This window comes from Aquimarina agarilytica ZC1, from assembly GCF_000255455.1.
Lineage (GTDB): Bacteria > Bacteroidota > Bacteroidia > Flavobacteriales > Flavobacteriaceae > Aquimarina > Aquimarina agarilytica.
This window is the reverse complement of record NZ_JH621261.1, coordinates 16,567-38,700: the sequence shown is the minus strand read 5'-3', so window position 1 is coordinate 38,700 and position 22,134 is coordinate 16,567. Positions and strand designations below refer to the sequence as shown.

The window sequence follows — 22,134 nt, the reverse complement described above, 5'->3', positions numbered from 1 at the left end:
AATTAGCCATCAAAATTGTTTTCCATGAAATTCCTAAAATATATTAGTCTTTTTACTTCGTTATCGCTATTATTTTCATGTGATGATGGAGATATTGTAATTAATAATTTTGAATTTCAGGACAACCAATTAACCTTTTGTAATACCACGAACAGAACTGTTTTATATAACATAAACAGTTCTAATGAAGTGATATCTATAGAACTTAACGAAGTTTTTACAGGGCTAACCGAGACAGATGAAAATGGTAGACGTATTCAAATTGGTAGTGCTGCTCAAGTAGTATACCGAAAATTTTCGGATAGATTAAATGGATCTGATTACTTTTGTTCTCCAGTACCCGATAATACCAATACTATAGTTAATGAATTAATTGGCGACAACCAGGGACAAATTATTATTAGAACGGCTATTGTAGCCGATGACGATATTGACAAGGATGGTATTCCTAATACGGAAGAAGGTTTTATAGCTGATATGAACGATGAAGATTTAAGAGATTCCGATAATGATGGTATTCCCGATTACAGAGACATTGATGATGATAATGATAATGTAAGAACATTAGATGAATTAGCTCTAGTTGACGATCCCGATAAAAATGATAACTCTATGATAAGAGTAGCAAGGGATACCGATGGAGATTCCATTAATGACCACCTTGATCCAGATGATGATAATGATAGTATTTTAACTCGAAATGAAGTGGTTATAAAAAATAGAAATCCTGCTATTGTTAATGGTGTGAATGGGATAGCTAAATATTTAGACCCCGAAGATACATCCAGTAATACTGAGGCGGATGAATTACTTGATAATGTAATTACCAACGTTTACCGAACAACTATTGTATCCGAAAATTTAGGACTATCTGATCCAAATGGAGACACCACCATAATTAGAGATAATTTTGTTTTTGGGGTTTTTACTAGATCTGGACAAATGACTAATGTAGTACCTATAAATACTCCAGTAACACCTGTTACTACGACTCCCTAATTTCGTGAGTTTTGAAGAATATAAATTTCCATAGCTCCCAATCCATATTTCCGATAATCACCCTCACTAATTCGTACATTTTCATAGCGCTGAAACATATATTCTAATTCTGCTTTTAAAACCCCGGCTCCTACTCCATGTATAAATACAACTCTAGGAATACGTTTGTTTATTGCAAAATCTAATTGACGTTTGGCCGTATCCAATTGAATCGTCATCATATCATAATTAGTCATCCCTTTTGTATTAGGCACCAACTTATGAATATGTAAATCAACTTCCATTGGAGGTTGCTGCTTTTCTTTCTTTTTTTGGATAGTCGTTTTAGGACGCTTTTTAAACGAACTATTTTCATTAGCCAAAGCTGTAAAATTTCTACTAAAATCTAAGGCTTCTTGCTTACTCTTATCAAGTACTAATTCATTGGAAACATAAGCTACCTCAAAACCATCAGTAGTAAGCACCATATAGTGATCACTTTCCTTGCGTACTATTTGACCATATACATCATCATCTATAGCCATTACATAATCCCCAACTGCAAACATGGTTAAAACTTTAAATTATCTTGTTCATTTTCTTCTTGTTTTTCCGGCAATGATTTGGATAATTTATACAACGAAAACATCCCCAAACACAATCCCACAACTTGACAATACACTGTGTACTCTTTTACTCCTGTGTTAAAAAACAATAAAAAAGCTGCAAAAATCAAGCTTATAAAAGGCCAATACTTATTCATGCTTCAAAAATAGTACAAATGAATAAATTCATGATTAATTTTGCTATCAAAAAGCCTATTTTTGCAAGATGGGAAGAAAGAAAACAAAACCTTTTTTTGAGGACATTGAAGTGATAGACGCTGGAGCTAAAGGAAAAAGTATTGCCAAAGCGCCTGATGGAAAAGTTATTTTTTTAACAAATGCTATTCCTGGTGATGTTGTTGACATACAAGTATTCAAAAAACGAAAAGCTTATTACGAAGGTAATGCGACAAATTTCAAGTCTCTTTCAGACAAACGTACAACACCTGTTTGTGAGCATTTTGGCACCTGTGGTGGTTGCAAATGGCAACATATGAGTTATGTGCACCAACTGTTTTTTAAAGAACAGGAAGTTGTTAATAACCTGCAACGAATTGGTAAAGTAGACCTACCAGAAATTACACCTATTTTAGGTTCAGAAAAAAAATACTTTTACCGAAATAAAATGGAGTTCTCATTTAGTGATAGTCGTTGGTTATCATTAGACGAAATAAAAAGTGATCAGCAAATTAATGATCGTAATGCCCTTGGTTTTCACATCCCGGGCATGTGGGATAAAATTCTAGATTTAAATAAGTGTCATTTACAAGCAGATCCTAGTAACGCTATTAGAACAAAGGTTAAAGAATTTGCTACTAAAAACGAGCTTCCTTTTTTTAATGCACGTAACCAACAAGGACTTTTACGCTCATTAATGATTCGTACAACTTCTACCAATCAAATTATGGTATTGGTACAATTTTTTTATGAAGATGTAGAAAAACGAACGTTATTACTTAACTATATTAAAGAACAATTTCCTGAAATTACTTCATTACAATATGTAGTAAACACAAAAGGAAATGATACCATATATGATCAAGAAGTAATTTGCTTCCATGGTAAAGATTTCATTGAAGAAGAAATGGAAGGTTTGCGCTTTAAAATTAACGCTAAATCATTTTACCAAACCAATTCCGAACAAGCCTTTGAACTCTATAAAATTACTAGAGATTTTGCCGGTTTAACCGGAAATGAATTAGTCTATGATTTATACACAGGTACTGGTACTATTGCTCAATTTGTTTCCAAAAAAGCAAAACATGTCATAGGTGTTGAGTCTGTCCCCGAAGCCATTGCCGACGCTAAAATAAACGCCGAACATAACAAAATTGATAATGTAGAGTTTTATGTAGGTGATATGAAAAAAGTATTTACTGCTGGTTTTGTGGATCAACATGGAATGCCCGACGTAATTATTACTGATCCTCCACGAGATGGAATGCATAAAGATGTCGTTGCTCAAATTTTGAGTATAGCTCCTAAAAAAATTGTATATGTAAGTTGTAATAGTGCCACACAAGCACGAGATTTAGCGTTATTAGATGAAAGTTATAAAGTAAGTAAAACTCAAGCCGTTGATATGTTTCCACAAACACATCACGTAGAAAATGTAGTTTTATTAGAATTACGCTAAAAAATAGTAGAGACCAAACTCACTTATGAAAATAATTAAAAATAATTTCTTTTATACATTACTTGCCTTAGTAAGTTTGGTTACTATAGTATCTGTCAGCTGTGAAAGAGATGATATTTGTGATACAGAAAATACGCCTATTACACCCCAGCTTATTATAACATTTAGAAACTCTGAAGAACAAGCACTTACTAAACAAGCCCCTGGCTTGGAAATAAGTTTAACTTCCGATAGTGAAAGAATTGTTCCAGGTATTGATCGTTTTGATTCTATTACTATACCTTTAAACATTAATGAAGATAAAGTTGAATACGAGTTTAAAATTAATGCCCGATCTACAGACCCAACTATTATCCGATCGGATATTATTGAAATTACCTATAACCGAAAAAATGAATATGTAAGCAAAGCCTGCGGTTTTAAAACTATTTTTAGTAATCTAGAAATAAAAAGTAAAACCGCTATGTTTGATGATAACACCAATTGGATTCAATCTATTTTAATTGAAAACAACACCATAAATGACGAAGACAATGCGCACGTTCGTATTTTTCATTAGCCTTTTTTGTATAGGGCAACTTTTAGCTCAGGATACGGATACTACAGCTACTAAAAAATTAAAACTCAACAATTCTTACGGACTAAGAATAGGTACAGATCTTAACAAAATTATCCGTACCATAACTTCCGATGAATACAATGGTTTTGAAATAAATGGTGATTATCGATTGACTAAAAAATATTATGCTGCTGCAGAAATTGGAACCGAAAAAATTGAACTAAATGAAACCAGCATTAGTACCACAACAAGTGGAGGTTACTTAAAGGCTGGTGTTGACTATAATGCCCATAAAAACTTAATAGGCATGCGTAACCTTATTTTTGTTGGTTTGCGTTATGGAGTGGCTACATTTAATCAAGAATTAGATAATTTTAGCATTGCCACCCGAAATTCTTTCTTTGAAAACCCTCAACTATCTAATGATTTTTCCAATGATGGCTTAACAGCACATTGGGTTGAGTTTTTAGCTGGACTTAAAGCTGAAATTTTTAATAATCTCTTCCTTGGCTTTAATGTATCACTAAGATTTATGATTTCCGAAGATAAACCTGATGGTTTTGACAATACATTCATTCCTGGTTTTGGAAAAACTAGTGACTTCAGCGACGTTGGTACTGGATTCAACTATTATATTAGTTATTATATACCGCTTTACAAAAAGAAACAAAAAATCAAAAAGAAGGAGCAAGAAAAAGAGACGGACAACTAATTATTCCGTTACTTAAAAATACTTAAATCTATTTTAGTAGAATTTTTAGTTTCAGAAAGTGCTATGTGGCTTTGTACATTTCCTAAATTAGGCAATAAAGAAAGTTTTGTTAAAATAAAATTTTCATAAGCTTCAATATCCTTGACCAATACTTTTATTAAAAAATCAAAATTACCTGCAATCCGATAACACTCGGTTACCTCTGTAAATTTTTCTACTTCCTTCACAAATTTATCCAAATAGCTTCTCCTATGTTCTTTTAAAGTCAAGCTAATAAAAACAGTCTGTTTCACTCCTATTTTTCGCTCATCCAATAAGGCTACATAATCTTTTATTATACCCGATTTTTCTAACTTTTTTAGCCTTTCAAATACTGGTGTTGTTGATAAACCCAGTATTTCAGATATTTTTTTATGGTAATACGCCCGTTTTCTTGTAGTAAATCTAAAATACGAATATCTATTTCATTCAGTTTAACACTCATTTTATTCTATTTAATTATTACAAAACAATCAAAAATAGAATAAAATTATTTAATATGTAATAAAATAGAATAATATGCTATTATAAGGAATAAAAAACAGCATATTATGATATTATTGATTTTATCATATAACTTTAATATCATATTAATAGTTATACGCTGTTCCTATGTCAAGTTTAATTAGTGTTTTTGAAAAAAAATCTCCAGAAATTGTTTTTGAATGGACCGATAAAGAGTCCGAAGCTAAGGGATGGTTAGTCATAAACTCGTTAAGAGGTGGAGCTGCAGGTGGTGGCACTCGAATGCGTAAAGGCTTAAATCGTTCCGAGGTGGAATCCTTAGCAAAAACTATGGAAATAAAATTTACCATATCTGGTCCACAAATTGGTGGTGCTAAATCTGGAATTAATTTTGATCCGCAAGACCCCAGAAAAAAAGAAGTCTTAAAACGATGGTATAAAGCTATTATGCCATTGCTAAAAAATTATTATGGCACAGGAGGTGATCTTAATATAGATGAGTTATACGAGGTTATTCCAATTATAGAAAGCCATGGGTTAACACATCCGCAAGAAGGAGTTGTAAATGGGTATTTTAATATTGATAAAGCTAAGAATAGAAAAAAAATAGAACGCTTACAATATGGTGTTTCTAAACTAGTCACTAATGATAAGTACATGCCAACTGGTAGTACAACATACAAAATAGCGGACCTAATAACAGGCTATGGTGTTGCCGAAGCCGTTAAACACTATTACACTATTTGGGGAGGTGATATAAAAGGCAAAAAAGCTATTATTCAAGGATGGGGTAATGTAGGTGCAGCTGCTGGAGTTACTTTGGCCAGTTATGGTGTTAAAATTATTGGAATTATAAATTACAACGGAGGCTTAATAAATACCAAAGGCTATACGTTGGAAGAAGTAAAACAGTTGTTCGCAAAAAAAGCGAATTTAGATAAACAACATGCTTTCCTTTCTTATCATGATGTCATGGAAAAAGTATGGAATGCGGGCGCTCAAATTTTTATTCCTGCCGCTGGATCCAGAATGGTTGAAAAATCACATATGGATCAAATGTTAAAAAATGGCTTAGAAGTCGTTAGTTGTGGTGCAAATGTCCCTTTTAACGACAATAAAATCTTTATGGGACCTTTGTTATCCGAAATAGATAGCAAAATAGCTATTATTCCCGATTTTATTGCCAATTGCGGTATGGCTAGAGTTTTTGCTTTCTTGATGGAGAATGAAGGTGAAATTACAGACTCCATACTTTTTGATGATACATCAAACATTATAAAAAACGCCTTATTAGAAACTTACCAATTATGTCCAAATGGCCTGAATTTAACAAAGAATTCCTTGGATATAGCTATACAAAAATTACAACAAAAAGATGAAAAAGAGATAGTACCAATTTTACTGTAAATTAAAATTTATTGTTATGCCTTTCTATCACAAATTAGGGAAAATACCGCTTAAAAGACATACTGTTTTTAAAAGCGATGAGGGTGATTTTTACCACGAAGAACTTTTTGGTACTATCGGTTTTGATGGTATGTCATCACTTTTATATCATACACAACGACCAACACAAGTTAAAGAAATTATACGATCTTATGATGTTTCCCCTAAAATTGCCGTAGAAAAAAATATGAAGGCACTAAATTTAAAAGGTTTTCAAGTGCCAGCAACAGCTGATTTTTTAGAAAGCAGAAAAACAGTACTGGCTAATAACGACTGTTATATTGTTTTAGCTGCTCCTAGAAAATCATTACTAAATTATTTTTATAAAAACACCGATTCCGATGAAATACTCTTTATTCATCAAGGTACTGGTAAGTTAAGAACACAACTTGGTAATATCACTTTTAAATACGGTGATTATATAGTGATTCCTCGAGGAATTATTTATCAAATAGATTTTGATACAGAACACAATAGACTATTTATTATAGAATCTAAAAATCCCATATACACCCCAAAAAAATATCGCAATTGGTTTGGTCAGCTTCTAGAACATGCCCCTTATTGTGAACGGGATATGCATGCCCCATCAGAATTAGAAACTTATACTAAAAAAGGCAATTTTATTATTAAAGTTAAAAAACAAAATATGATTCATGAATACGTGTATGCAGCACACCCTTTTAGTGTTATAGGTTGGGATGGTTACAATTTTCCTTATAAATTATCCATACATGATTTTGAACCTATTACCGGTAGAATTCACCAACCACCTCCCGTACATCAAACTTTTGAAACCAATGCATTTGTGATATGCAGTTTTGTACCCCGCCTATATGATTATCATCCAAATGCAGTTCCTGCTCCTTACAACCATAGCAATATAGATTCTGATGAAGTTTTGTATTACGTGGATGGTGATTTTATGAGTAGAAACAATGTTAAAAAAGGACAAATAACACTACACCCGGCGGGAATACCCCATGGACCTCACCCAGGAACTATGGAGAAAAGTATTGGCAAAAAAGAAACAAAAGAATTAGCCGTCATGGTAGATACTTTTAACCCCTTAATGGTGACAGAGGAAGCCTTAAAAATTGCCGATGAAACCTATTACCAATCTTGGTTAGATGAAATTAAATAAGTCATAAATATTTTAGACAATGGCAACTATTAAAAAAATAAACGATTTACAAAGTACTGAATATGAGCTAAAAAAAATATTTGCAGATGCAGAAGATTTTTTACCTTTATTAGGAACAGATTACGTAGAGTTTTATGTAGGCAATGCCAAGCAAAGTGCTCATTTTTACAAAACAGCCTTTGGTTTTCAATCATTTGCCTATGCCGGATTAGAAACTGGGTTAAAAGACCGTGTTTCTTATGTATTAAAACAAGGTAAAATTCGATTGGTTTTAACTAGCCCTTTAGAAAAGAATGGGGAGATTAATGCACATATTAATACACATGGCGATGGTGTTAAAGTGATGGCTTTATGGGTCGATGACGCTACTAAATCTTTTGAAGAAACCATAAAAAGAGGTGCCAAACCTTTTATGGAACCCACAAAAGAAGTAGATGAAAATGGTTATGTAATTAGATCTGGAATACATACTTATGGCGATGTAGTACATATTTTTGTAGAACGAAAAAATTACACTGGCCCTTTTTTACCTGGATATAAAAAATGGGAGTCTCATTATAATCCAGCTCCAGTTGGTTTAAAATATATAGACCATATAGTAGGTAATGTGGGTTGGAAAGAAATGAATACTTGGTGTAATTTTTATGCAGATGTGATGGGATTTACTCAAATTATTTCGTTTACCGATGATGATATTTCGACCGAATACACGGCACTAATGAGCAAAGTAATGAGTAATGGAAATGGTAGAATTAAATTCCCCATAAATGAACCAGCAAAAGGAAATAAAAAATCACAAATTGAAGAATATTTAGATTTTTATGGCAGTCCCGGGGTACAACATATTGCTGTAGCTACAGATGATATCATAACCACCGTTGCTGCAATGAGAGACCGTGGAATAGCGTTTTTATATGTGCCAGATACGTATTATGATGATTTAATTGAACGCGTTGGAGAAATTGATGAAGATGTTGCTGTTCTTAAACAACATGGCATATTAATAGACCGAGATGAAGAAGGTTATTTACTGCAATTATTTACCAAACCTGTTGTAGACAGACCTACCCTATTTTTTGAAGTCATACAAAGAAAAGGAGCGCAATCTTTTGGTGTAGGAAACTTTAAATCATTATTCGAAGCAATAGAAAGAGAACAAGCAAACAGAGGTACTTTATAATTTTTAAAACTTTAAAATGAATACTACCCATCAATTTAATTTAAACAGTGTCACCAAAAAGCTGCCCAAACACTTACATAAATTTATTGTTAGGCAACCTTATGAAGAATATACAGCTCAAAACCAAGCCGTGTGGCGTTATGTAATGCGTTTAAATACCAATTATTTGCCAAAAGTAGCTCATAGTTATTATCTCGACGGGATTAAAAAAACAGGTATTTCTATAGATCATATTCCAAAAATGGAAGGTATGAATAGGATTTTAAAAGAAATTGGATGGGCAGCTGTATCCGTAGATGGTTTTATTCCTCCAAACGCTTTTATGGAATTTCAAGCCTATAATGTTTTGGTTATCGCATCAGATATGAGAACCATAGACCACATCGCCTACACTCCTGCCCCAGACATTATTCATGAAGCAGCCGGACATGCACCTTTTATTGCTAATCCCGAATATGCCGAATATTTAAGACGATTTGGGGAAATTGGCAGTAAAGCAATTTCATCGTCCAGAGATTATGATTTATATGAAGCCGTTAGAAAAGTATCTATTTTAAAAGAAGATCCAAATACAGAACAAGCTACTTTGGATAAAGCTATGGAAAACCTAAATGAGGTTCAAGCAACTATGGGTGAACTATCTGAAATGGCACAACTAAGAAATTTGCATTGGTGGACTGTTGAATATGGATTAATTGGTACTATTAATAACCCAAAAATTTATGGAGCCGGCTTACTATCTTCCATAGGTGAAAGTAAATTATGCTTGAATGAAAGTGTTAAAAAAATCCCTTACACCATTGATGCCTCAAATGTAAGTTTTGATATTACCAAGCAACAACCGCAACTGTTTGTTACCCCCAATTTTGCTCATTTAAGTTATGTTTTGGAAAAATTTGCTCATACGATGGCTTTAAGAACTGGGGGACTTTCTGGAATAGAAAAACTAATTCAGTCCAAAAATATAGGAACCGTAGAATTAAGTACTGGTATCCAAATTTCTGGAATTTTCACCAATGTATTATCCCATAATAATATCCCCATATACATACAAACCACTGGTAAAACTGCTTTAGCTTTTAGAGATAAAGAATTAATTGGCCATGGAGTAGCCTATCATGCCGAAGGCTTTGGAAGTCCGTTAGGAAAATTAGAGGGCATTAATTTAGCTATAGAAGATATGTCACCTCAAGATTTAAAAGTATATGGTATTTACGAAGGTAAACGTACCACACTTACATTTGAAGGAGGGATTAAAGTTGAGGGCAAAATAATCACTGGTAAACGTAATTTAAAAGGTAAAATCATTCTTATTTCATTTGAAGACTGTACAGTTACGCACCAAAAAAAGATCTTATTTAAGCCTGAATGGGGTATCTATGATATGGCTATAGGAAAAGATATTGTATCTGCTTATGCCGGACCTGCATCACCAAAATCTTTTAAAGATTTACATAAGGTTTCCACAGTTAAAACCCATAAAATAACTTATTCACAAGCTGCATTAACTTTGCATCAATTCTATAATAAAGTAAGGGAAATACGAGAGAGTAATGAGCTTGATTTTGATATGCTTTCTCAAATTATGGAATCGGTAAAGGAAAACTATCCAAATGATTGGCTTTTAGCATTAGAAATTTATGAATTAGTTTATGATTCTAAACATACATTAGAATCTTTTGTATTGACTTATTTAGAAAATTTAGTTCAAAATAAAAGCTACAAAAAACTCATTTTATCTGGCTTAGAATTAATCACTAAAAAAGAATTAGTCCTATGAAAACCTGGATACACATACCAAAGCAATCAGACTTTTCCATTTACAATATTCCTTTTGGGATTTTTTCTTCTAAAAAAAGAAAACCAAGGGTAGGTATTGCTATTGGCAATCAAGTTCTAGACGTATTTGCAGCTTACAAGCTTGGCATTTTTAAAAAGATAAAAATCAAAAAAAGAGTACTTAAAAATAATTTCTTAAATGATTTTATTGCTTTAGGAAAAGAAAAAACTACCAAAATACGGGAAATTATCCAGCAAGAATTATGCAACGAAAATTCCATTTTAAAAGAAAACAACGCTGTCTTTTTGCCTCAAAATGAAGTCCAAATGCATCTTCCAATCGTAATTGGGGACTACACCGATTTTTATTCGAGTATGGAACATGCCACTAATGTAGGTATGATGTTTAGAGATCCCGAAAATGCACTACTTCCCAATTGGAAACATTTACCTGTGGGATACCACGGTAGGACCTCTTCAATTATTATAAGTGGAAAACCTATCCACAGACCCAAAGGACAGGTACTACCACCAAACGAAAAACATCCCATTTTTAAAGCTTCGAATCGTGTAGATTTTGAGCTAGAAATGGGATTTATTATTGGCAAGAGTACAACTATTGGAAATCACATTACTACGCATAAAGCTGAGGAATATATTTTTGGAAAAGTGCTATTTAATGATTGGTCTGCCAGAGATATTCAAAAATGGGAATATGTTCCTCTTGGACCGTTTTTAGGAAAAAGCTTTGCATCATCCATATCTCCTTGGGTAGTTACCTTAGAAGCATTAGAGCCCTTTAAAGTTAAAGGTCCCATTCAGGAACCAGAGGTACTCCCCTATTTAACATATGAAGGTTTCAAAAACTACGATATTAATTTAGAAGTATCCATCCAACCAAAAAATAAAGACGCAACTGTTGTTAGCCACTCCAATTTTAAATATATGTATTGGAATATGGTGCAGCAATTAGCACATCATACCATAAACGGATGTAATATAAAAGTTGGTGATCTAATGGCTTCCGGAACTATTAGTGGAAAATCAACTACTTCTTATGGCTCCATGTTAGAACTCTCTTGGGGAGGAAAAAAACCATTAAAATTAGCTGATGGAGAAGAAAGAACTTTTATTGAAGATTATGATACTATTACCATGAAAGGCTATTGTATAAAAAACGATATTAGAGTCGGGTTTGGTGAAGTAAGCGCTCAAATTTTACCTACTTTATAAGATATAATTCCAATGAAAAACACCACTACTATAGATCCAAATTCAATTTCTACCGCAGCGTTACACCAAATATTGTTAACCGCTGTAGCACCCAGGCCCATTGCTTTAGCCTCTACTATAGATAAAAATGGCAATATAAATTTAAGCCCATTTAGTTTTTTTAATGTTTTTAGCGCAAATCCTCCAATATTAATTTTTTCACCTGCCAGAAGAGGTCGCGATAATACCACAAAACATACCTATGAAAATGTAAAAGAGGTTAATGAAACTGTAATTAATATTGTTAACTATGCTATGGTAGAACAAATGTCTCTCACCAGTACCGAATATGACAAAGGGGTAAATGAGTTTGCAAAAGCAGGATTTACTCCAATTCCTTCAGAAAAAATAAAACCACCACGAGTGGCCGAAGCACCCATATCTTTTGAATGTGTTGTAGATAATATTATTGAACTAGGAACAAAAGGTGGTGCAGGTAATTTAATTATTTCTCGTGTGGTTACTATTCATATTAAGGATGAATATAAAGGGGTTAACGGAAAATTAGACACAAAAAAACTTGACCTAGTAGCTCGTATGGGAGCAAACTGGTATACAAGAGCTAATGAAAATGCTCTTTTCGAAATTCCAAAGCCCACACTTACTAAAGGAATAGGCGTAGATAAGTTGCCACTACATGTTATAAATAGTGAAATTCTAAGCGGTAATGATTTAGGAAGGCTCGGAAATATAGCTCAAAAACCTAACGCAATAAGCATTAATAAATGGAAATCCGAAAAAAAAATTCAAAGCATCTTAAAAATTTTAGATTCAAAAATTAAGCATAAAAAAATACATCTAATTGCAAAAAAACAATTGAAAAATAATAATCTCGAAGAGGCATTAAGTATTTTGTTCTGTGTGTAATCTGAATTATATGTTAAAATTAGATCTAAAGAATATTCAAAACAATAGGGCTTCTTAAAACTAAAAAACCACTCCTAATTTAATAGAAGTGGTTGTATTTATTCGTTATTGGCACTCGTCATAGATGAAGCGCTAGCCTATCATTCAGAAGAACTCCATCGGGTAATTAAAACTGTGATTTAACCTTATTCAAAAATACAAGGAGTTGAGTTTGTTAATTTTTAATAATTGGGAATATTTTTATTATTTCATTATTTAAAGTTATTTTCATATAATAAATGCCGGTAGAAAGACTATTAGCATTATCTAATTTTATTTGATAAATATTCTCAGAATGCATTTTGTTACTGATAGTTTTAATTTTTTTTCCTTTTATATCATAGATAGAGATCTTGAATGAAGATATTGTTGAGCTTAAAGTGTATTTTAAATTTACTTTATCTTTGAAAGGGTTAGGATAAATAGTTGTATGGAAATTATTATTTGATATTATTGAATTCTTGTGTGCTATTTTTTTACTTGAAACCAATGTTTTATCCTTGAAATTACCTGAATTAATAAAATGAATAGAATCTGCATTCCAATCATTATTTAAATACGACCAATTATAAATAATTTGACCTTCATTTTTTGATTTATTTGTGACTAAATGAATATTAGCTCCATATTTGTATGATATGTCTTTTTTATTTTCATTGGGGTGTTTATAAAATAGGGCTATGTCTTCTTTACGATCATTGTTGAAATCACCTGTAGATATATTGATTATATCATCTAAATTCCATTCTTTCTCATATGTTTCAGGGGCCCAATTTAGAATTATTTCATTTTTATTTGAATCACTTTTAATTAAATGAATTTGAAAGCCAAAATAATCCTTATTTTTTGATAATGGGAATTGATATCTGTATATAACAGCAATGTCTGTATTACCATCATTGTTGAAATCTCCGGAAACTACTTTCTTTACATCACTCAAATTCCATTCTTTTTCATATGTTTCAGGGACCCAATTTATTATTGTTTTACTTCCACCTTTTCCGTCAGAAGTTATTAAGTGGATTTGACATCCAAAATAATCTTTATTTTGTGAAGGAGGAAATTGGTATTTATAGAAAATAGCAATATCATCGTTTCCGTCATTATTAAAATCACCTGATACAGCATGTTCTATATTGTTTGAATTCCATCCATTTTCATATATTTCAGGAACCCAATTTGATATTGTTTTTCCTTTTTTATCGCCTTCAGAAGTTATTAAGTGGACTTGACATCCAAAATAATCTTTATTTTGCGAAGGAGGAAATTGGTATTTATAGAAAACAGCAATATCATCGTTTCCGTCATTATTAAAGTCTCCAGATAAGGTATAAAGTATGCTCTCGGAATTCCATGAATTTATAATATTTTCACACCAATGTAATTTAGTTTCCATAGTATTATTGTTGGGGTTCGAAGATATTAAATGTAGAGAGGTAGGAATACCATCAAATTCGCTAGAATTATTATTGGGATATTTATAAAAAACAGCAATATCATCATTATTATCATTATTAAAATCAGCGCTAATGGTATGTGTTATTGAATCGGCATTCCATTGATTCAATAATGTAACCCAATTGTGCGTGTATTTTTTAGTTGATGATTCATGAGAATTAATAAGATGTATATTTGGAGTACTATTGAACTCATCTGTTTTATAATTATAAAAAACTGCAATATCTTTTCCTTTTATATAGGGAACTAATTCCATAGAAATGATGTTAGTACCATATCCTGAAAGATTTGTTGAAAAAGTTTTTTTATCTGGAGCAATTTTTCCTAAGGTATTTGGATTCCTGTAGTCTTTTTCAATTGATGTAGTTCCGTTAAGTCCCGGCATTTTGTATTTGCCAATAGATTGCATCGGAATCTTGTCATTAATTATTAAGTTTTCAGGTATCTTTATATTTGCTGTTATGTTTTTGTTTGTTGAGTTAATAATAAAAAAATAATATTTATTAGAGTTTTTTGCTTTTTTAAAAGTATATCTTACGGCTTCTTCTTTAACATATGAACCTTTTAGGTTGTCTTCCAATAAAATATTGTCATAGTTTTCTTGTAATTCTTGTAGTTCTTTAGTTTGATAAAGTGTAGCTTTCCAAAGAGAGTTGTCAATATCTTGTGTTAAAAAATCGTATTCACTGATGCCACTACTAAGTAAAAAAGACGCTCTTTGATGTCCCCAAAAAGAAATACCATCAGCTCCGCCAATAATAGCATCAAAAGTTAATTGACGTATGATTTTGTCGTAATTAATTATTTTATTAGTTAAAGTGTTTTGTGTAAAATCACACGTATTTTGATTGAATTCATATTTTTCTTCAGGAAAAAACCAAGAGGTTTGAATAACTGCCCATATGGGTTTTTCTGGATATTCATTTTTTAATAAATGAGTAAATTCACCGACAGATGTTTTTTCTGAGGGGTAGCAATGCATTTTAGTTGATATTTGACCGTTTGGTTTAAAAGGGTAGTAATCAAAAGAAATAATATCAGAATATTTAACTACTTCATTGTAAGATAAATTTGTATTAGTTCTGTTTCTAAATTGAAGTGTACTTTCAAATGGGTTGTTGTTATAAGAATCGTTTGTTTTTCTATGATAATAAGGAGCAACTGAGAAATTTACATAACTTAACTTTTTGCCTTTCAAAAAATTATTTGCTTGCCATAAATTTCTTATTTGCTTAAATCTTTCAATATTATTTAAATATGTAATGGGTTCATCTGGAAATGAATATATACTGGCTCTATCATTTACAAGATGCCTATCGCTTCTTGAAATTCCAATTTTTTTATGAGAATTACAATTTTTTATAAAAAAGTCATAATTATTATTATCATGTCTGTGTTCATTTTCTGTAAAAACCATATTGAATCCCCAATTAGAGGATTCATACCAAAAATTATTGTTGTTTATTGATAAATTTCTGGCCTCAGAACTATTTATAAAATGTCGAATGCCGTCTTGGTTAATAACAGATGTACTACCAGTCAAGGGATCTGTTGTATTATTATCATTAAACCCATAAAGCATTACAGGAAATATACTTTTTTTTTGTCCATCAGACTCATCAGTATAAACAATATTTTTGTTTTCATCTATTGATAGTTCAGGCTGATCCTTCCAAGCTTGTTGGGAGGTAGAAATTATTGGAACCATTAAAAAAACAATATAGAGTAGAACGTAGTTTTTAGTATTCATTTTATTTTTTTTGTACGTAGACAAGAGTTGAGTGAAAATAATCTAAATGTTTTATTTGTTTTTTTGCCAATTTATATATTATTTTTTCATTAGTATCCGATAAAAATTAGAATAAAGACTTTCCTTTTTTGAATAATCATCATCTTTTGTATTTGATTTATCCGTTTTACAGGTATTTATAGATATTACAAATACCAGTACTAAGAATTTAATTGTGTTATTTCTCATTGCCTAATTTGTTTTTAATACCGTGATCAAATAAGTTGATAAAAACATAACACGTGAAATATACTATATTTTCGGCTTAGCACTAAGCATTTTGATTTATTTTTTCCCATAAAGCCAAAACAAAAGATTTAACTACAACTCCAAACAAACCCAAGCTTTTCAAACTAACACAAAACTGCCCTATATGCTATATATAGTTTACCTGTTACACCAGTGCTTTCGAAAAATACAATTATTTCGTGTTATAGATTTACAAAGCAATAGAATTATCAAGAGATGTTATTTATTAGTTTTCAATCTTTTTTATCTTTCTGTTCTATGCGATATTGATTTTCATTAGCCATTCTATCTTCATCACACATAGCATTTGACATTCCAATCATAAATGCAGTTGTAATTAAAATAAGTTTTCTTTTTATCCAATGACCTATATGTATGGATTTCTCCAAATACTGTTTTTTAGTTTGATTATACATTTTAGTAATGATAAATGGTTAAACATTTTTTTATCATTTATGCAACAAAGTGCATATCCACATAAAATGAGAATTTATGCTATGCTATGTATAAACTTGGATATTGGTTACTAGACAGGAGTTTTTTACTCAAGAAAACGTATCTAGCTATTATAGAACTTATTTTTTGATACTGTTTATTTTGTAAATTTAAAATTCTTGTACTTTGAAAAGTATATGTATCTCGAAGCTTAAGGTATGAAATCAGTGCAACAACTATTATTTCTTTTATTAATCGTCGTCCATAAATATATAATCCAGAATACTTATAGCTACTTTCTTTTCGATTATTAATCCCTAAAGCCTGATAATAGCTTGATGATTTTTTTTGTGAATATATAGAACAACCATTAACATTCAGACCAAAAATCAGAAGGAAAGAAATCAGATATTTTATATACTTTTTCAATTTATTATTTTCAGATTATAAATCTTGCCCTAAGTTACATAATTATAACTTTTATTTTAGTGGCAGTCATAGAAAATAGTTAGTACACAAGTACTTCATAAAAGTATGATTATTTGAATAATGAATTATTTGATAATAAAAATCTCATAAAATAATATCTAAAGGAAAAGATGGAATACTAAAGGTGACCTTTTAATAGAATCTAATAATGTTAAAAAACAAAAGACCGTCTAACAAAAATTAGACGGTCTTTCTATTTCCCGATATGGGAATATTCTTTTTAAAGAAACTTACTTCACTTCTTCAAAATCTACATCTTCAACATCGTTAGATGATGCATCTCCAGCAGCGTCTGCTTGAGGCTCACCCGTTGGTGCTCCTTGTCCTCCTGCTTCAGCTTGTGCCTTATACATTTCCTCACTAGCTGCTTTCCAGGCTTCGTTAATTTTATCTAAAGCTGGTGTTATTACCGCTAAATCTTTAGATTCATAAGCTTTTTTCAATTCTTCTAAAGCTGCTTCAATTGGTGCTTTTTTATCGTCAGATAATTTTTCACCAAACTCTTTCAATTGCTTTTCCGTTTGAAAAATCATTCCATCGGCTTCATTCAATTTATCTGCAGTTTCTTTAGCTTGCTTATCTGCTTCCGCATTTGCTTCTGCTTCTTGCTTCATTTTAGCAATTTCATCTTCAGTTAAACCAGAAGAAGCTTCGATACGAATATCTTGTGATTTACCAGTTGCTTTATCCGTTGCCGAAACCTTGATGATACCATTTGCATCAATATCAAAAGTTACTTCAATTTGTGGTGTACCTCTTTGTGCTGGTGGAATACCATCTAAATGGAAACGACCAATTGTTTTGTTATCTTGAGCCATTGGACGCTCTCCTTGCAACACATGAATTTCAACACTTGGTTGGTTATCGGCTGCCGTAGAGAATACCTGAGACTTTTTAGTAGGAATCGTAGTGTTCGCTTCAATAAGCTTAGTCATTACGTTACCCATTGTTTCAATTCCTAACGAAAGAGGTGTTACATCTAAAAGTAATACATCCTTTACATCACCCGTTAAAACTCCCCCTTGAATTGCTGCTCCAATAGCAACCACCTCATCTGGGTTTACTCCTTTGCTTGGTGATTTCCCAAAGAATTTTTCAACAGCTTCTTGCACTGCTGGGATACGTGTTGATCCACCTACTAAAATAATTTCATCAATATCACTAGTAGATAATCCTGCATTTTTAAGTGCCGTTTGACATGGCTCAATAGTACGTTTTACTAAATCGTCAATCAATTGATCAAATTTAGCTTTAGTTAAACTACGTACTAAGTGCTTTGGTCCCGCTGCAGTTGCAGTAATATATGGCAAGTTAATTTCAGTTGAAGCCGAAGATGATAATTCAATTTTAGCTTTTTCTGCTGCTTCTTTTAAACGTTGTAAAGCCATAGGATCTTTACGTAAGTCCATGCTTTCTTCTGCTTCAAATTCTGCGGCTAACCAATCAATAATTTTTTGATCCACATCATCACCTCCTAAGTGTGTATCACCATCAGTAGCTAGTACTTCAAAAACACCATCACCTAATTCCAAAATAGAAACATCATGTGTTCCTCCTCCAAAATCAAATACTACTATTTTTTGATCTGTTTCTTTTTTATCTAATCCGTAAGCCAAAGCTGCCGCTGTTGGCTCATTAATAATACGCTCTACAGTTAAACCTGCAATTTCACCAGCCTCTTTAGTTGCTTGACGCTGCGCATCATTAAAATAAGCAGGAACAGTAATTACTGCTCTACTTACATCCTGTCCTAAATAATCTTCAGCAGTTTTCTTCATTTTTTGAAGTGTCATTGCTGAAAGCTCTTGCGGAGAATATAAACGACCATCGATATCTACACGTGGCGTATTATTATCTCCTTTTACTACTTTGTATGCTGAACGCTCTGCCTCTTTACTAGATTCAGAGTATTTGTTCCCCATAAATCTTTTTATAGAAGAAATGGTTTTAGTTGGGTTGGTTACCGCCTGACGCTTTGCAGGGTCACCTACCTTAATCTCTCCACCTTCAACAAAAGCAATTACCGATGGGGTTGTTCTTTTTCCTTCTGCATTAGGTATAACCACTGGCTCATTCCCTTCCATTACAGATACACAAGAGTTTGTAGTTCCTAAATCAATTCCAATAATTTTAGACATAAACTATGTATTTTATTATTTACTTATTTGTTTCAATTTTACGTTTGTTCTTAAGTCAATCATTATGCCACGGAAAAATTACTGACATGATGTCACAAAAAAATGTCCACAAGTTTACACTCATGGACATTTTATTCCCAAAATTAATTTTTGTATACCTATTATGGCATTGGCTCTCCAACTATTGTACCAATAGCTGACTCAACTGGCTGAGTAATAACTGGACAATTAATTAATGCTCTTGTTGGCATTAAACCTGCGATAAATGGATTTACAGGTCCGTTATTTCCTCTAAAATTACCTAATCGACCATTTGCAATTTCTTTTTCGATTTGTGCAATACTTCTTAAAATTGGTCTTTCGTTTTCTGGTACCGAAGCTGCCCATTCGCAAATATGCGCATCCCACATTGGAGAAAATCTATCATCTGAAGGATCTATTGGAAATGTATTTGTTGGATCCTGATTTTGATCTTCACTATCAATAGCTACATTAAGCCCTTGAATATTCCCTTCTGCATCTCTTTCTGGGTTTCCATTAGCACAAGGTGAGAAACCTAAAAACGCACCTCCTGGAAATTCACCAAAAGCAGGAATGTTATTTAACTTAGGTGCAAATACTCCTTTTTCGATTGCTGCTGGTCCTGGATCTGATGTATCGGTAACGATATGAAAGTAATAATCTCTTCCATCATGCCACCCATCTAATAACTGTAATACCACTGATGCAGTTTCTTTACTTAAAAATGGACTATTAAAATCATCTTGCCCATCAATACTAGTATCTAATGCTGGTATTCTATCATGGATTCCTGTATCATTTGCTACTAATTGAGCATTAATAACTAAACCACTAGGTAATACAACATAAGAGGACCAATTATCATCGGCAATGGCTCCTGCATTAGCTTCCGCTGGAGGGAATGATAATAATCCTCCTCCTGGAACTCCAGCTACTAAAGAACGTTTTGGAGAAAAATCTACACTTCCTTCAAACACCAATCTTCCATTACGAGTAAACTTCCCTAATTGTACTCCATCTGAACCACGGGCATTAGCCATACGAGGTGCAAAAGCAACTCCTAATAATTTAGATATAAATCTATTTGAAGTTTCTGTTATTACATAATGCCCTTTCCTTCTACCTGTTTCCGTTGTTTCCCAACCTGTAAACATTGGTAATCTTACCGTAGGTCCTTGAGGGACTACATTTCTATCAATTCTAAAATCTATTCCTATGGCAGACGGTACAAAAACGTTTTGGTCACGTGTATATCGTACTGCAGGTCTTTTAACGTTAAATGGCTCACCACCATCTAACTTTATTGACTTCAATAAAGTTAAAGCTTCTTTTTTAGCTGCAAAAAAGTTAAATGACCTTGGATTAGATAAATCTACTTTTCGAAATCTAAGTTCTGCCTCAGTTAATTCACCTGTGTTGTCTACATCGGTTATCTCATCTGTTGAACAGCTTACTGCCATTCCTAAGCAAACTGCGGATGTTATTAAAAATTTAATTTTCATAATGTTTTCTTTAAGTTAGAATTAATTTGTAGTTGCTCACTATTCACATTAAAAAAATGATAACATGTAAGTTTACAACTAGTTAGTGTTAAAATTCTGAATCTTATTTTTGGCCAAAAAAACGATTGAGTATTAAACTGTATTTTCAATTATTTGGTACTCGATCTTATTTTTAGCTTACATTTTTTTTCATTTTTTTTTATAAAAAAAACAAACTATCAATAAAATCAATAGTTTACAGAGTTTTTAGATTAAAAATTTATTTTAAATAAATTTGGTTTTAAAAAACTGAATGTTAGCAATCTAACCAAAAACAAAAAACACTTGTAGGAAACGACTTTCTTAATAAATTGCGTATAGGTAAAGAATCTACTCTTGGTTCGTGTTTCTTGAAACAAAATGATCCTAAATCTTTATCAAACACTAAATGATTATTTAAATAGAATTTTAATCAATATTTAAACTTCTAAAAGGAATAAAAATTAAATTAGCAAGATAACCCCTGATCGCATGTCAAAAAAAATATTAATTTTTGGTGGAAGTGGCTTTTTAGGAAATGCCCTTTATAAAGAACTCAATTCCTATTTTGATACTTATGCTACATTTAATACTCACAATAGTTTTTTTGAGAAGAATCAAAAGTTTTATGCCTTTAACTTTGAAACCGAACCTGTAGCTATTCTTTTAAGCAGCCTTAAGCCCGATATTATTATATCATGTGTACGTGGCAACTTTAATTCCCAAGTACAGTTTCATTTAGCGTTAATAGATTGGATTAAAACAAATAAGTGCAAATTCATTTTTTTAAGTAGCTCTAATGTATTTGACAGCTTTCATCATTATCCTTCATATGAATATGATAAAACATTTAGTGAAAGCTCGTACGGTAGATTTAAAATAAAAATTGAAAATGCCCTACTCCGATTACCTACCCACAAATATGTAATTGCACGTTTGCCCATGATTTTTGGACATGGCTCTCCTAGAATTCAAGAATTAAAACAACTACAACACTTAAAAGCCCCTATTGAAGTTTTTCCAAATGTTATTCTTAATGCAACCACGGTTTCAAAATTTACACAACAATTACATTATATTATAAATCGAAATAGAAAAGGAGTTTTTCATTTAGGAAGTAAAGACTTAATACATCATTATGATTTAATTAAAGAAATTACAGAAGAACTCGGTTTAAAACAATGCATATTCAAACAAGTATACAATTCAAATAATGACCGCTACCTAGCTGTGTTGCCTAAAGATAATTTACTTCCAAAATATTTACAATTTACTATTAATGATGTTGTGAAAGGTAGCCTTAAAATTTAACTT

17 protein-coding genes are annotated in these 22,134 nt (G+C 31.9%); 11 read left to right on the top strand and 6 right to left on the bottom strand.

Translation table 11 applies throughout. From position 1 onward, the window contains the following. The first annotated feature begins 24 nt into the window (after positions 1-24). A complete protein-coding gene (locus tag KQA_RS0210245; protein WP_010180767.1) occupies positions 25-999 on the top strand; it encodes a hypothetical protein in 975 nt (324 codons plus the stop codon). Here KQA_RS0210245 and KQA_RS0210240 read toward each other — a convergent pair. Then, entirely contained in the window at positions 996-1,547 is a 552-nt protein-coding gene (locus KQA_RS0210240; protein WP_010180764.1) for a Smr/MutS family protein, read from the bottom strand. The genes KQA_RS0210245 and KQA_RS0210240 overlap by 4 nt on opposite strands. 262 nt (positions 1,548-1,809) lie before the next feature. On the opposite strand from KQA_RS0210240, the gene rlmD reads away from it, so the two are divergent. Genes rlmD through KQA_RS0210220 form a run of 3 tightly spaced genes read left to right on the top strand, consistent with a single transcriptional unit; the run spans position 1,810 to position 4,490 of the window. Beyond that, entirely contained in the window at positions 1,810-3,219 is a 1,410-nt protein-coding gene (rlmD, locus tag KQA_RS0210230) for a 23S rRNA (uracil(1939)-C(5))-methyltransferase RlmD (protein ID WP_010180760.1), read from the top strand. A gap of 25 nt (positions 3,220-3,244) precedes the next feature. After that, a complete protein-coding gene (locus KQA_RS0210225) occupies positions 3,245-3,778 on the top strand; it encodes a DUF6452 family protein (RefSeq protein ID WP_010180759.1) in 534 nt (177 codons plus the stop codon). Further along, positions 3,741-4,490 (top strand): DUF6048 family protein, encoded by a 750-nt coding sequence (locus KQA_RS0210220; protein WP_232285881.1) that lies wholly within the window; start codon positions 3,741-3,743, stop codon positions 4,488-4,490. Before KQA_RS0210225 ends, KQA_RS0210220 begins: the two co-directional genes overlap by 38 nt. An 8-nt stretch (positions 4,491-4,498) precedes the next feature. Here the strand turns inward: KQA_RS0210220 and KQA_RS20760 are convergent, their stop codons facing one another. Beyond that, complete coding sequence (locus KQA_RS20760) at positions 4,499-4,783, bottom strand: Lrp/AsnC family transcriptional regulator (RefSeq protein WP_232285880.1); 285 nt, start codon at positions 4,781-4,783, stop codon at positions 4,499-4,501. A 358-nt stretch (positions 4,784-5,141) separates the two neighbouring features. Here KQA_RS20760 and KQA_RS0210210 point away from each other — a divergent pair, with 358 nt between their 5' ends. From KQA_RS0210210 to KQA_RS0210185, 6 genes are read left to right on the top strand one after another with little or no spacing between them, the layout of a single operon-like run. Then, positions 5,142-6,401, top strand: coding sequence for a Glu/Leu/Phe/Val dehydrogenase dimerization domain-containing protein (locus KQA_RS0210210; protein WP_010180752.1), 1,260 nt, complete (start codon positions 5,142-5,144; stop codon positions 6,399-6,401). Positions 6,402-6,417: 16 nt separating this feature from the next. Continuing rightward, positions 6,418-7,584: a homogentisate 1,2-dioxygenase gene (locus tag KQA_RS0210205; RefSeq protein ID WP_010180750.1), complete on the top strand. Its 1,167-nt coding sequence runs from the start codon at positions 6,418-6,420 to the stop codon at positions 7,582-7,584. Positions 7,585-7,603: 19 nt separating this feature from the next. Then, on the top strand, positions 7,604-8,764 hold the full coding sequence (hppD, locus tag KQA_RS0210200; RefSeq protein ID WP_010180748.1) for a 4-hydroxyphenylpyruvate dioxygenase: 1,161 nt from the start codon (positions 7,604-7,606) through the stop codon (positions 8,762-8,764). 16 nt (positions 8,765-8,780) lie between these two features. Further along, entirely contained in the window at positions 8,781-10,544 is a 1,764-nt protein-coding gene (locus KQA_RS0210195; RefSeq protein WP_010180746.1) for an aromatic amino acid hydroxylase, read from the top strand. Then, the gene (fahA, locus tag KQA_RS0210190) at positions 10,541-11,776 is read left to right on the top strand and encodes a fumarylacetoacetase (RefSeq protein ID WP_010180744.1); all 1,236 of its coding nucleotides are present in this window, start codon (positions 10,541-10,543) and stop codon (positions 11,774-11,776) included. Before KQA_RS0210195 ends, fahA begins: the two co-directional genes overlap by 4 nt. A 12-nt stretch (positions 11,777-11,788) precedes the next feature. Then, positions 11,789-12,682, top strand: coding sequence for a flavin reductase family protein (locus KQA_RS0210185; RefSeq protein WP_010180742.1), 894 nt, complete (start codon positions 11,789-11,791; stop codon positions 12,680-12,682). A 214-nt stretch (positions 12,683-12,896) separates the two neighbouring features. Here the strand turns inward: KQA_RS0210185 and KQA_RS0210180 are convergent, their stop codons facing one another. The 4 genes from KQA_RS0210180 to KQA_RS0210165 form a co-directional block, all read right to left on the bottom strand. After that, complete coding sequence (locus KQA_RS0210180; protein WP_010180739.1) at positions 12,897-15,929, bottom strand: FG-GAP-like repeat-containing protein; 3,033 nt, start codon at positions 15,927-15,929, stop codon at positions 12,897-12,899. A gap of 521 nt (positions 15,930-16,450) precedes the next feature. Next, positions 16,451-16,633 carry a hypothetical protein gene (locus KQA_RS0210175; protein ID WP_010180737.1) on the bottom strand — a complete coding sequence of 61 codons (183 nt, stop codon included), beginning with the start codon at positions 16,631-16,633 and terminating at the stop codon, positions 16,451-16,453. Between the two features lie 738 nt (positions 16,634-17,371). Beyond that, entirely contained in the window at positions 17,372-19,279 is a 1,908-nt protein-coding gene (gene dnaK, locus KQA_RS0210170) for a molecular chaperone DnaK (protein WP_010180735.1), read from the bottom strand. A gap of 161 nt (positions 19,280-19,440) precedes the next feature. After that, positions 19,441-20,802 (bottom strand): hypothetical protein, encoded by a 1,362-nt coding sequence (locus KQA_RS0210165; protein WP_010180733.1) that lies wholly within the window; start codon positions 20,800-20,802, stop codon positions 19,441-19,443. A gap of 510 nt (positions 20,803-21,312) precedes the next feature. Between KQA_RS0210165 and KQA_RS0210160 the strand changes: the two genes are divergently transcribed. Next, on the top strand, positions 21,313-22,131 hold the full coding sequence (locus tag KQA_RS0210160; protein WP_010180731.1) for a sugar nucleotide-binding protein: 819 nt from the start codon (positions 21,313-21,315) through the stop codon (positions 22,129-22,131). Positions 22,132-22,134: the final 3 nt, after the last annotated feature.

Bases quoted from the DNA above. Each gene is read 5' to 3' on its own strand.
- KQA_RS0210245 (WP_010180767.1), top strand. From the start codon at position 25: ATGAAATTCCTAAAATATATTAGTCTTTTTACTTCGTTATCGCTATTA.
- KQA_RS0210240 (WP_010180764.1), bottom strand. From the start codon at position 1,547: ATGTTTGCAGTTGGGGATTATGTAATGGCTATAGATGATGATGTATAT.
- rlmD (WP_010180760.1), top strand. From the start codon at position 1,810: ATGGGAAGAAAGAAAACAAAACCTTTTTTTGAGGACATTGAAGTGATA.
- KQA_RS0210225 (WP_010180759.1), top strand. From the start codon at position 3,245: ATGAAAATAATTAAAAATAATTTCTTTTATACATTACTTGCCTTAGTA.
- KQA_RS0210220 (WP_232285881.1), top strand. From the start codon at position 3,741: ATGACGAAGACAATGCGCACGTTCGTATTTTTCATTAGCCTTTTTTGT.
- KQA_RS0210210 (WP_010180752.1), top strand. From the start codon at position 5,142: ATGTCAAGTTTAATTAGTGTTTTTGAAAAAAAATCTCCAGAAATTGTT.
- KQA_RS0210205 (WP_010180750.1), top strand. From the start codon at position 6,418: ATGCCTTTCTATCACAAATTAGGGAAAATACCGCTTAAAAGACATACT.
- hppD (WP_010180748.1), top strand. From the start codon at position 7,604: ATGGCAACTATTAAAAAAATAAACGATTTACAAAGTACTGAATATGAG.
- KQA_RS0210195 (WP_010180746.1), top strand. From the start codon at position 8,781: ATGAATACTACCCATCAATTTAATTTAAACAGTGTCACCAAAAAGCTG.
- fahA (WP_010180744.1), top strand. From the start codon at position 10,541: ATGAAAACCTGGATACACATACCAAAGCAATCAGACTTTTCCATTTAC.
- KQA_RS0210185 (WP_010180742.1), top strand. From the start codon at position 11,789: ATGAAAAACACCACTACTATAGATCCAAATTCAATTTCTACCGCAGCG.
- KQA_RS0210180 (WP_010180739.1), bottom strand. From the start codon at position 15,929: ATGAATACTAAAAACTACGTTCTACTCTATATTGTTTTTTTAATGGTT.
- KQA_RS0210175 (WP_010180737.1), bottom strand. From the start codon at position 16,633: ATGTATAATCAAACTAAAAAACAGTATTTGGAGAAATCCATACATATA.
- dnaK (WP_010180735.1), bottom strand. From the start codon at position 19,279: ATGTCTAAAATTATTGGAATTGATTTAGGAACTACAAACTCTTGTGTA.
- KQA_RS0210165 (WP_010180733.1), bottom strand. From the start codon at position 20,802: ATGAAAATTAAATTTTTAATAACATCCGCAGTTTGCTTAGGAATGGCA.
- KQA_RS0210160 (WP_010180731.1), top strand. From the start codon at position 21,313: ATGTCAAAAAAAATATTAATTTTTGGTGGAAGTGGCTTTTTAGGAAAT.